This is a genomic window from Flavobacterium sp. (assembly GCF_043722275.1).
Taxonomy (GTDB): domain Bacteria; phylum Bacteroidota; class Bacteroidia; order Flavobacteriales; family Flavobacteriaceae; genus Flavobacterium.
On record NZ_JAYSPC010000038.1, the window covers coordinates 44727 to 57670 of the forward strand.

The 12944-nt window shown below is 32.9% G+C and carries 8 protein-coding genes; 1 reads left to right on the forward strand and 7 read right to left on the reverse strand.

The genetic code is table 11. The features are described 5' to 3' along the window. Positions 1 to 180 precede the first annotated feature (180 nt). The 6 genes from asnB (ACHZDT_RS05065) to ACHZDT_RS05090 all read right to left on the reverse strand — a co-directional run bounded on the left by asnB (ACHZDT_RS05065) (position 181) and on the right by ACHZDT_RS05090 (position 11237). Positions 181 to 1797, reverse strand: coding sequence for an asparagine synthase B (gene asnB, locus ACHZDT_RS05065; RefSeq protein ID WP_394773558.1), 1617 nt, complete (start codon positions 1795 to 1797; stop codon positions 181 to 183). Between the two features lie 313 nt (positions 1798 to 2110). Beyond that, entirely contained in the window at positions 2111 to 3787 is a 1677-nt protein-coding gene (gene asnB / locus ACHZDT_RS05070; protein ID WP_394773559.1) for an asparagine synthase B, read from the reverse strand. A 913-nt stretch (positions 3788 to 4700) separates the two neighbouring features. Continuing rightward, on the reverse strand, positions 4701 to 5150 hold the full coding sequence (locus tag ACHZDT_RS05075; RefSeq protein WP_394773560.1) for a hypothetical protein: 450 nt from the start codon (positions 5148 to 5150) through the stop codon (positions 4701 to 4703). A gap of 165 nt (positions 5151 to 5315) precedes the next feature. Continuing rightward, positions 5316 to 7070: a TonB-dependent receptor gene (locus ACHZDT_RS05080; RefSeq protein ID WP_394773561.1), complete on the reverse strand. Its 1755-nt coding sequence runs from the start codon at positions 7068 to 7070 to the stop codon at positions 5316 to 5318. 160 nt (positions 7071 to 7230) lie between these two features. Further along, complete coding sequence (locus tag ACHZDT_RS05085) at positions 7231 to 8094, reverse strand: PhzF family phenazine biosynthesis protein (RefSeq protein WP_394773562.1); 864 nt, start codon at positions 8092 to 8094, stop codon at positions 7231 to 7233. Positions 8095 to 8222: 128 nt separating this feature from the next. Then, positions 8223 to 11237 (reverse strand): tetratricopeptide repeat protein, encoded by a 3015-nt coding sequence (locus tag ACHZDT_RS05090; RefSeq protein WP_394773563.1) that lies wholly within the window; start codon positions 11235 to 11237, stop codon positions 8223 to 8225. Positions 11238 to 11590: 353 nt separating this feature from the next. Here ACHZDT_RS05090 and ACHZDT_RS05095 point away from each other — a divergent pair, with 353 nt between their 5' ends. Next, the gene (locus ACHZDT_RS05095) at positions 11591 to 12274 is read left to right on the forward strand and encodes a cell division ATP-binding protein FtsE (protein ID WP_394773564.1); all 684 of its coding nucleotides are present in this window, start codon (positions 11591 to 11593) and stop codon (positions 12272 to 12274) included. Here ACHZDT_RS05095 and ACHZDT_RS05100 read toward each other — a convergent pair. Beyond that, on the reverse strand, positions 12275 to 12944 hold a 670-nt coding region (locus ACHZDT_RS05100), incomplete at its 5' end, for a class I SAM-dependent methyltransferase (RefSeq protein ID WP_394773565.1).

Here is a 12944-nt window from a genome sequence, read left to right on the forward strand (position 1 = left end):
AGTAAATTCCAATTTTTGAAATTCCAAATCCCAAATCTGTAACTAAAAAAATCCGAATCTAACACTTGAAATGTTATTTCGGATTTTTTAAATTACTCAGTTTTCAATTTGAAATTTGGAATTCCTCTATTGGAATTTGGAATTTCAAAATTGGAATTTATTCTTTTTTGGAATTTAATCTTAAACTATAACTCCAGCTTTTGAAATTTCAACACCGGATTTTACGTGAGCTGCATTTGCTCTTCCACTTGGATCTTGGTTTTCCTGCCATTTCGGAATCCACTTTCGTACCGTTTGTGCCGCACTGACTTGTGGGTAAAATTTATGAAAAACAGATCTGTAAAAATAAGCTTCTTTCGTTGTTGGCGAATTGTATGGAAATTCAGCACTTGCTCCTGCTAATTGTTCATCAGAAACCTGTGTTGCACAATATTCAATTAATTCATCGATCCAATTGTATCCAACACCATCTGAAAACTGTTCTTTTTGTCTCCATAAAATTTCAGTTGGCAAATATGGATTTTCAGGCGTATCAAATGCTTTTCTTAAAATATATTTCTCAATTCCATCATACGTTTTAGGCTGTTTTTCTTCTGTTCTGATTCTGATAGAAACATCTAAAAAATCCTTATCTAAAAACGGAATTCTGACCTCTAATCCATGTGCCATTGTTGCTTTATCTGCTCGTAATAAATCGGCAGTAAACAATTTCTGAACTCTTTCAATTGTTTCATCCTGAAATTCTTCTGCTGATGGTGCGTTTCTAAAATACAAATGACCTCCAAAAACCTCATCAGCCCCTTCTCCGGAAAGAATAGCTTTAATTCCCTGATCTGCAATTTCTTTAGACAACAAATACAAAGGAACTGCGGCTCTAACCGAAATAATATCGTAAGTCTCAATATGATAAATTACTTTTTCTAAAATAGAAACACCTTCTTCAACCGTAAAATGAATTTCGTGATGTTCAGTTCCTAAAAACTCAGCTGCTTTTCTTGCCGCTATATTATCAGGTGAATCTGCATCTAAACCAATAGAAAAAGAATGTAATTTCTCGCCTCTTTCAGCAAATAACCGAGAAGCAATTGATGATAATAAAGACGAATCTAAACCTCCTGAAAGCAAAACACCAATAGGGACTTCGCTCATCAAACGTTTACGGGTCGCCTCAATTAATGAATCGCGAACTAAATCAAGATTTAATAATTTATTAGCATTTGAATGATCTTCATATTCGGGATTATAATATTTTACAAAACCTGTTTTGCCTGTATAATAATGCCCCGGAGGAAAAGTTGAAAACGATTTACACTGATCAGCAATTGACTTCATTTCCGAAGAAAAATAAATCCTGCCTCTTTCGTCTAATCCGTAATATAACGGTTTAACGCCAACGGCATCTCTGGCTGCGATATAATTGTCACCATCAACAATTACAAAAGCAAAATCGCCATCAAGCATATTACAAAACTTATATCCAAATTCTTCGTACAAATGCACGATAACTTCAGAATCTGATTTTGTTCTAAAAGTGTGATCTTTTAAAACCGTATCTTTTAATTCCTGATAGTTGTATATTTCTCCGTCATGCACCATCCAGGCCTTATCAGTTCCCTGAATAGGCTGTTTGCCCGATTTAAGATCGATAATCGACAAACTTTCATGGCAAATAATACTGCCATTTTCCATAATATGCAAATCACTTTCATCAGGACCACGATGCGACATTCTTGTAGAAAGCTCTTTTACGAGTTGCGGGTCTTTTCCTTTACCTATAACGGCTAATAATCCAGACATACTATTCTATATTTTTTATTATTTTTATTTTTAGCCACTATCAAATCAAGTCACTAAATATGCATTATGATTTATAAATTTCAGCTATCTAATATTATTTTTTTCTTTTCTGTAATAATTCAATTACAATATTATGAATTTTATTTTATTTTCAGCTAATGCCAAATATAAAAAAGAAAGTCAGATAATTATCGAAAAATATAATTTAAGTATCTGAAATAATATAATTTAACAATATTAGACAAGAAAAACGTCCTCAAAATTGAGAACGTCTTTCGGAAAAATAATATATACTAATTCTAATAATTCTTGTTTATGCCTTCGCGTAAGCATCATCATGCACGCTTGCTACAGCTCTTCCTGAAGGATCGTTCATGTTTTTGAAAGCTTCATCCCACTCCAATGCAATTTTTGTACTACAAGCCACACTTGCTTCCTGAGGCACACATAAAGCTGCTGCATCACTAGGAAAATGTTCTGCAAAGATGGAACGATAGTAATATTCTTCTTTAGAAGTTGGCGTTTGTAAAGGAAATTTATATTTCGCATTTGCCAATTGTTCGTCAGAAACCGCTTCGCCAACAACTTCTTTCAAAGTATCAATCCAGCTGTATCCTACTCCATCAGAGAATTGTTCTTTTTGTCTCCAGGCTACACTTGGCGGCAACATATCTTCAAAAGCTTTACGAACTACCCATTTTTCCATCGGGTGCTCTTCGTTGATCATTTTATCTTGTGGGTTGATGCGCATCGCAACATCCATAAATTCTTTGTCCAAAAACGGTACACGGCCTTCAATTCCCCACGCAGCTAAACTTTTGTTTGCACGTAAACAATCGTACATATGAAGTTTTCCTAATTTACGAACGTTTTCTTCGTGAAATTCTCTTGCATTTGGCGCTTTATGAAAGTATAAATATCCTCCAAATAACTCATCAGCACCTTCACCTGACAACACCATTTTGATTCCCATTGACTTAATAACTCTCGCCATTAACCACATTGGTGTTGATGCTCTAACCGTAGTTACATCATACGTTTCAAGGTTATAAATTACATCACGAACAGCATCTAAACCTTCCTGAATTGTAAATTTAATTTCGTGATGTATTGTCCCGATATGTTTTGCTACAATTTGAGCCGCTGCTAAATCCGGAGAACCTTCAAGTCCTACTGAAAAAGAATGTAATTGAGGATACCAGGCATCTGTAGTATCATCTGATTCTATACGTTTTTGCGCATATTTTTTGGCTACAGCCGAAGTAATAGAAGAATCTAAACCTCCCGAAAGTAAAACCCCGTAAGGAACATCACTCATTAATTGTCTGTGAACCGCAGCTTCTAATGCTTTTTTGATTTCAGGAATACTAGTTTCGTTGTCTTTTACAGCATCATAATCTGTCCAGTCTCTTTTGTACCATTGTACAAATTCACCGTCTTTGCTTGTCATATAATGTCCCGGAGGAAACAATTGGATTTTTGTACAATATCCTTCAAGAGCTTTCAATTCTGAAGCTACGTAGAATGTTCCGTCCTGATCCCAACCAATGTAAAGCGGAATAATCCCCATGTGATCACGAGCGATAAAATACTCATCTTTCTCAACATCATAAATTGCAAACCCGAAGATTCCGTTCATTTCATCTATAAAATGAGGACCTTTTTCTTTATAAAGTGCTAAGATAACTTCGCAGTCACTTTCAGTTTGAAAGTTATATTTTCCTTCAAATTGTTTACGCAATTCTCTGTGATTGTAAATTTCACCATTTGCAGCTAAAACCAGTTTTTTATCTTCTGTAAATAAAGGTTGTTTTCCTGAAGCCGGATCTACAATCGCCAAACGCTCATGAGACATAATTGCTTTATCATTGCTGTAAATTCCGCTCCAGTCCGGTCCACGGTGACGAATGATTTTAGACATTTCTAATACTTGAGGTCTTAAAGTTTCGGCTTTTTGTTTTAGATCAAAGGCACATACGATTCCACACATAATTATATATTTTTATATTTAAATTTCATTTTGATAAGGCAAAGATGCATTAAAGGTTACGATTGAAAAACATAAACACACCAATCAGTTACAATTTTAAACCATAATTCTATATTTACATATAAAATGTAAAATTTTAACACAAAAAAAAGTGCTGAACTTGAAAATTTCAATTTCAGGAACAAATCAAGTATAAAAATTAAGATTTTAAAGAAAAGTTTGAATTAAATATTGTGATATTTCAGAATCAATGAAAGTACTTCAAAATATAAAGAAGTTATGAAACAGAAATAGATTTTTTTACAATTTTGTCTTTGCTACAACTTCCTTAAAACAGTAGACCCGACAGGTTTTAAAAACCTGTCCGATTTAATAAAATATAACATTATCATTGTGAAGAATGGATTAAAATCAATCCCTACAATATTTCTTGTTCCTCCGGAACTCTTTCTAAAATTCCAGAGGGATGGATTATTTTCTAGCAACGTTTCGAGGCTTCGGGTAATGTCATTAAGTTAAGCTTTTAAAAAATAAAATCATTGCAAATCAAATCCGTTTTTATCCGCGGTTTTACGAAGTAAATCTGTTTTATCCGCGTCAAAAATTAGACGCTGATTTTACTGATTCGCTAACGCGAAAACGCTGATAAAAACGGATTTTTCTAATTACTTTCTTGATTAAACTGTTAGGTAATTTTATAGATTTCCCCTTAACTTAATGACATTGGGCTTCGGGATTAATTCGTTGAAAAGGCTTTATCCTTAATCAAACCCAACAGGTTTTAAAAACCTGTCGGGTTTACACCAGAGAACTTCGCAAGACTTCTCCCGAAGCATGGGAACGCAAAGTCTGACAATATTGATAATAAATCCTTTTTAATCTGCTTAAATCTGTAAATCTGCGTGAAATAAAATTACAAAACACTCTCAATAGTATAATGCGTCTTATTTATTTCAAAAGTAAATCCAACTTTATTTCCCATTAAATGAGACCCAAGGGGAGATTGTGGCGAAAGTGCAATCACATTAATTCCGTCAATTGTAATTTTAGGAAGCGCTACACTCAAATACAAATGAATTCCGTTTGCTTTTACCAAACTTCCTAAAATAATGTTTTCGGTAGTTTTTGAGGCGTCAATTTTATCCAAAATTGCTTTTTGGGTTATCGCTTCTTTAAGTTTATTGGTTAGTTTTTCCTGCTCGATATGCATCATCGACAAAGCCGTTTCATGTTTATCTCCAGCCGAACCTTTGGCATCATTTTTAGAATCTTCGGTCAAAGCCGAAATCATGTCTCTGAAAACATCAATTCGGTCCTGGACCATTTGAAGGTAATATGAGTGTATTTTTTGTTTGAAGTTCATTTTTTAAAGGTACTGAGGTTCTAAGTTACAAAGATGCAAAGGTTTTATACAGTGTCAAAAAAAGTAAGCCACGAATTCACGAATTTAGTTAAAATTAATTCGTGAATTCGTGGCTTAAAAATTTATAAAAAATTCGTGCCTTAGCGCCTTCGTGGCTGATATCTCTTAAAAATCAAATTTATAATTTCCTCCAACTAACACCTGAAATCCTTGTACAGGATAATTCAGCCATTTTTCGTAAGCCTGATTTCCGATATTGTTTAATTTTAAGAAAAAAGTCAAACGTTCGTTGTATTTGTATCCCAAATGTGCATTAGCGTCAAAATAACTTTTTAAAGTAAGAATCACAGGATCAGCCCCTAAATTCAGGTTTGATTGCATGTCTTTACGTTCTCCTACGTAGAAAACATTCAAACCTGCGTACCATTGTTTCGTAATATTTACATCCAGATTTGAACTCAATTTCATCGATGGTAAATTCCACGCTTCAAATCCGTCATATTTGTAACTATTAAAAGTTCCGTTGATTCCAAAAGAGACATTTCTTGAAAAATCGGCTTTTAATTCTCCGTAAAAACGGAAGGTTCTTACGTCATCATAAACAACGCCAAAAGAGTTTCCGTAAGCATAATTTTGATTGGAGAAATCCTCTGTATAATCATTTCCTTTATACAATGCTTTATCTTTTTCGTTCAAATAAGATCCCGTTAGATTGTAATTGATATTGTTTGCCAATTTACCTTTTAAACCTGCAAAAACAGTATATTGATTATTGGTAGGTTTCATGTTTAAAGTTGGAGATAAAAACGGATTATCAGTCACAAAATCAGCATATGAATTTTGCTCTAAACCACCATTTACTCCCGTGTAGAAAATCATCAAATCGCCTACTAATTTATATGAAGCATTTACTTTTGGATAAATATAAAACTTGTTTCCGCTGTTTTCAGAATCTAAACCGTAGAACAATCCAGCTCCTAATTCTAGAGTCCAGTCGTTTTCAAGTATTACAAAACTTGGCTCAATCCCAAAATTAGTCAAACTATATTTTAAAGGTTCTGTATTGTCACGAGCATAATTATGCTCAAAAGATCCGCTGACATGATCAACAATAATATTGGTATTTATAGATTGATCCATTACCTCTACTTTGAAAGTAGGTTTTACATAAAAACGATTTTCTGAAGAAGAAAAACTATCCGAAAAATGCGTAAATTTTGTTGCTATTTTACTAAAAACCCCTTCGTTGAACTCAATATTTCCTCCTAACGAAATAGTATTGTAGGAATGATTTGGATTAATACTTCTTATCAAATCATCACGGGTTTGTCCTGCTAAAGTTGAACCAAATTCAGCCGGTAAACCATACCAATTGTACAATTGATTTTGATATCCTAACTCGACATTCCAGGCCATATCACGATTGTTTACACCATAAGCCACATTTAATGCTGTATCATAAAACTCATCATTAAGGTCTACACCTTTAATCCCGCCTTGAGACGAATGATGACGGAACATTCCAGCCACATAATCGTTATTTCCTAAATCCTGATTTACGAACAATTCAGCATTTAAAGTGCCGTAATTTCCAACTCCTAAAGTCGCATAATTATTAAATAATTTTTCTCTTTTAGATTTCTCAACACCTTCTGCTTTTCCTTTTGAAGGCGTAAATGTAGAAGCCACAGGAACCGACAAAATACTGTATTTAATAGTTTCTTTAGGCTGATTTCCTGTGTCGTCAAGCGAAGGAGTTTCCTTCACCTTAAAAGCATCCGAAATTGTTGGCGAATAAGGTTTTACCACGTTTACGGTTTCTGTACCAATACTTTCCTCTTTTTTCTTTTGCGAAAACGAAAGCTGGACAACAAACAATACTAGTATAATGAGGGTTTTATTCTGGCAATTTATTTTCATATTTCTTCTTTTAAAGAGAAAAGATGAAAGAGTAAAGAAGAAAGACTTCTATTCTATTTCTTGATTTTCTCTATATTTTTTATTCTATTGTCTAATATCTAAAATCTTTATTCTATTCTCTTGCTTCTATTCTCTTGCTTCTTTCTTCTATTAAATAAAACTAAACTTCCCAATCTCCTTTTGCAACAAACTGAGCGTTTCCTCCTATTTTAATATCAAATTCATTATCGTTTAAACTTCCTTTAAAATAAATTTGAGACGGACGACCAATATAATCTCCCTGATAATTAATTAAATCAATTTCTGGTTTATTATATTTTAGCAAAAAAGCTTGTAAACAAGTACTTGCGCTTCCTGTCGCGGCATCTTCAACCAATTGATTGTGTTCGATACATAACATTCTGCTAAACAATTTTGAACCTTCTAAATAATAAAAATATAAACCTCTATGACTTGTTTTGCAATTCTTTTTAAGCCATTCGTCTGTTTTATCTTTGTCTAATACTAAATTTTCTAATGCTCTTTTACTACTTAATCCAACCATTACAAAGGCACTTCCGGTTGTTACTTCCTGAATAGGAAATTGATTCTCAAAATCATGATTTTCCAGATTACTAAATACTGTAATATCTTCTTTCGAAAAAATATCCCAAAATTTCGGCTGAGCCGCTTTCAACCAAATCAAACCTTCAGATTGATGAATTGAAATTGGTCCAATTGGAACATTTAATTTTATATTCTCCGGTGAATTATCAAATACTTTATTCATCAAAACCCATGAAGTTCCAATTATCGGATGTCCCGCAAACTGCATTTCCTGAGATGGAGTAAATATTTTTATCTCGGCTTTATTATTTTCTTTATCAAGTTTGGTGATAAAAGTACTTTCTGCAAAATTAATTTCACGGGCAATTTGTTGCATCTCTGCTGAACTTAATTTTTCTGCATCCAAAAAAACCGCCAATTGATTTCCGGCATATTTTTTATCTGCAAAAACATCAATTATATAAAAAGGTAAACTCATTTTTTTCTTTATTTTTTTAGAAGAAAGAGTCAAGATTATAGAAGAAAGACTTCCAGTTTTAATCTAATGCTTCCTCTTAATTCTTTACTCTTGCTTCTTGCTTCTATAATTTCGCCTCTTCCTAAATCTTACTTATTAACCGACGAATTTGTTTTTGACTCTTCTGCTTTTATTGCGCCAAGTTCTTTTTTAGCTTCTTCAACAACATCCGGATAATCGGTGAAATTATTGATTACATTATCTAAAATGTACGTAGCCTGATAACTGTCTTTTAATCCGTAGAAGTTTTTTGCCATTAAAACCAAACTCTTCGCTCCGTAATATTTATAAGCCGAATAGTTTTTAGCTAATTTTTGAACCGAAACATTCGATGCATCAAACTTGCCTTCTTTCGTTTTAAAATAAGCATCATAATACAACGCTTCTGCTGCTAATTCTCCTTTTGAAGTTGCTGATAATTTGGCGTAAGCTGCTTTTGCTTTGTCTTCATCACCAGTTTGCATGGCGGAACGCGCTACGATAATTTGCGCATCGGCTTTTACATTTGCGTCGGCTTTTACATTCTGCAACACTTTATCAGCATATTTAACCGAGTTATCATAATCTTTTTTGTCATAATAACATTTCATCAAATTAGCCTGAGCAAAACTTTTATTTTGAGCCGATTCTGATTCATTTTCTAATCTTGTTAAAACCGGAACCGATTTATCACAATCTTTGGCTTTCAGGAAAATCTGCGACAATTTCATTAAAGATTGTTCTGTAAATTCGTTTCCACCCTGAGCAATTACATATTGATAATTAGCGATCGATTTAGTTTCTGAACCTTCGGCATAATACAATTGTGCGAGGTAAAAATTAGCTTCTAATGAATGTAATCCTGTCGAAAATTTATTGATATAACCTGTAAAACCTGTTATCGCCAGTTTGCTGTTATTTTGACTGTATTGTTTGTAAGCAGCATCATAAGTATCGTTATCAAGTTCAGCATCTGTAACGGCCACAAAGTCTAAAGTACGAACCCATGTTGCATATTCATCAACTTTTCCTGAATCTACATAAATCAATCTTGCTGTTGAAACTGCTTCTAAAGCTTCGGGAGTTTTTGGGAATTCTGCCGCTACTTTTTTGAATTTAACCAATGCCTGATCGTCACGATCTGAATTGTAATAAATTAAACCTTGTTTCAAAATTGATTTTGAAGTAAACGCTCCGTTTTTATATTCAGATATTAACTGATCGTATGTTTTAAGCGCCAGATCATTCTTTTTCTCCGCCACATAAGTATTTCCTAATTCATATAAAGCATCATCACGATATTCAGATTTTTTATACATCTGAAGAAAATTATTCAGCTCGTCAACTTTTTTGTCATTTTTAGACATAAATCCATAAGAAATTGCTTTTTGAAACTGAGCATAATCAGCATCAACGCCTCTTCCTTCAATTGCTTTTGCGTAAGCTTCGTTTGCCGCAGTATATTTTGCACTCACAAAACGACAATCTCCTAAACGCAAATACGAATCGTTCAAACGAACTTTATCTTCCTTCGAAGTATCGATTTGCGCCTGAAATGAAGTTGCAGCCTGATCGTATTCCTTCAGATTAAAATAAGTGTATCCTATATTATAATTGATGTTTTTATACTCGTCTGTAGTTTTGGCCGTAGCCTGACCAGCAAATTGTTTGTAACTCAACAATGCATTTTGGAAATCTCCTGTCACATATTCGGTTTCTGCTTTCCAGAAAGCCGCACGTGCAGTATATTCAGGAGTTTTTTGTTCAGTGATCGCACTTTTGAACATTTTTCCTGCTTCCTGATAATTCGATTCATTATACAATTCCAATCCTCTGTAAAAAAGTACTTTTTGATAGGCAGCTTTATTTTCTGCTGATCTGTTTTTCTCTAATAAACTCAACGCTTCTTTGTAGTTTTTAGTCGAAATATAAGAATCAACCAATAATTTTTCTATTTCAGATCTACTTGAATTGTTTGGATATTTTTTTAAGAAATCAAGTAAAATTCCAGGAACAGTCTGATATGCGTTTCCGATATCATAACTCACTTTAGCATAATTTAAAGCTGCATCTTCCTGAATTTGTGCATTAAAATCCATTTCCGATGCATTTTTAAAAGCATTTAAAGCTTCTTGCTTTTTGCCTGTATTCAAATAACTTAAACCTAAATGATAATAAGCATTTTGGGCTACGAAATCTTTTCCTTCTATGATTTTATTGAATTGAGAAATCGCTTTTTCATATTCCTTTTGCTCATAATAAGCGTAACCTAATTGGTAGAAATCAGTATTATTCCACTTTCCTTTTTTACCGGCATATTGCTCTAAAAACGGAATCGCCTTGTCGTATTTTTTTAAATTAAAATAACTTTCTCCAATGATTTTATTAAGTTCAGATTTTTCAAGTTCATTTGATTTGTTCATTGCGGTTTGTCCCAAATCAATAGCTTTCTGGAAATTTCCTAATTTGAAATTCATATCAGCCTGATAATACGAAAGTTTTTCTTTGTATTTTTCTTCGCCCGAAACTTCATCAAAATATTTGGTTGCTTCTTTATAATCATCGCCTTCGTAAGCCATGAATCCTAAATAATATTTGGCCTGAGAACCAAATTCCGGAGAATTTACTACTTTATTAAAGTACGTTGTTGCCTCTTTTTTCTTTTTAGCATTGAAATAACTATATCCTTTTTGGAAATTAAATTTATCCGAATCTGATTTGCTCATGTAACTTTCATCCACTTTATCAAACCATTGCAAGGCTTTTGGATAATTCCCCTGCTCAAAGAAAAACTGGGCAACTTCAATATAAGCCTGATTTTGTTTTGTACTTGTTGGATAATCGGTGACGAATTTTTCCATCAAAGCATCAGCATTTGCTTTGTTGGTTCTAATGGCGCAATTGGCAATGTAATACGCACAATCTGACTGAACTTCTTCGGTCTTTGCATTGTTTTTTACATGCTCAAAAATAAGTTGTGCCGATGCATATTGTTTGTCATTATATAAAGCCAGTGCTTTGTCAAATTCCTTTAAGTCGTAAGTGTAAATAGCTGATTTTTGTGCCGAAACTATGGTCGAAATAAGGATAATTGGTAATAAAAAGAACCAGGAAAGTTTACGCATTTTAATTATATTTAGTATTCAAATGTATCATTTTATACCGTTTATAACGAAACGTTTCGGGCTTTTATTATGAACATTATCTTAACCAAGGAATATTTGTAACTAATATAAAAATAAATTAAACCATATAAGTAATATAAGTAATTATAAGTTAGGTTCTTTGCTAACTTAGCTTAACCAAATTCAGCGTTATGTTATTATAAATAAAAAGCATTGCAATATAATTTACTAAAATGAACTTATATAACTTATATGGTTTCAAATTTCATTTTAATATTTTCAACAGAAATGATTCAAATTTATTTTGAATCCAAGCGTTATCTTACTACTTTTACCAATCAAATCAATTTATTATGTCACAAACCGTACTGTCTCTTAAAGAAGTCACTATATATCAGGAAGGAAGAAAAATTTTATCTCATATTAATTTAGATGTTAACCACGGTGAATTTATCTACATCATTGGAAAAACAGGATCTGGAAAAAGTAGTTTCTTAAAAACTTTATATGCTGATTTACCCTTATCAGAAGGTGAAGGTCATATAGTTGAGTTTGATTTAGCAACTTTAAAAGAGAAAGATATTCCGTATTTGAGACGTAAAATAGGAATCGTATTTCAGGATTTTAAATTACTTCCGGATCGTTCTGTAAAAAACAATATGCTTTTTGTTTTAAGAGCTACAGGATGGGTTGACAAAGAAGGAATGGAACGTAAAATCGATGAAGTTCTGGACAAAGTTGGTATGAAAGAATATGTGAATAAAATGCCACATCAGCTTTCTGGTGGTGAACAACAACGTGTTGCAATCGCAAGAGCATTATTAAATGATCCTGAATTTATCCTTGCCGACGAACCAACAGGAAATTTAGATCCACAAACAAGCTCTGAAGTTCTTGAAGTATTGAAAAAAATTAATGCTAACGGAAAAACCGTTATCATGGCAACTCATGATTATGCATTATTGATGAAATTCCCGTCTAAAACATTAAAATGTGAAGATGAAAGAATTTTTGAAGTTGTGCAAAGAAGCGTGTAATTAATCCGCTTTTTCTAAAACCAAAATATCCTGAAAATCATATAAGTCGTTGGCTTCCCTATTAGCCCAGCGTCCGTATATTTTATTTTCTATTTTTAAATGACTTTCTTGTATCATTGCATTGAGATAAACCTCACTAAATGCAATATTAGCCGAAGGAACTTTTTCGTTCATTAATCTGTAATTCCCTTTATTGTAAGGAAATGAAAACGACCTGCTTTTTTCTGAAATTTCATTTTCAATAACTTCATCATATAAAAAAAACGTAGAAAGACATTTGCCGTTTGGTTTTAAAACCCTGTAAATTTCTTTCAGGTAATTTTGTACTTCAAGTGGCTGCATGTGCGTAAAAACCGAGAATAAAAAAACCGTATCAAAAGTATTATCTTCATAAGGAAACACAAAACTTTCAGCCTTTTTTTCGGTTAAATGATACAGATCATTATTTAAAGGAATATATTGAAAATTAAAATTCTGGAACTCTTTTGCAATATGCTTTTGACTCCAGACAATTCCTTTTTTTACAACATCAAAACCTTCATATTTACCAGTATGAGATAAATATTTAGTCAAAGGTGCAAATTCTGGTAAAAGTGAGCACCCCATTCCGGTAAAAGAGAGCAATTGATTCCGGTTCAAAGTGAGCACCCTATTCTTGTGAAAGAGATCA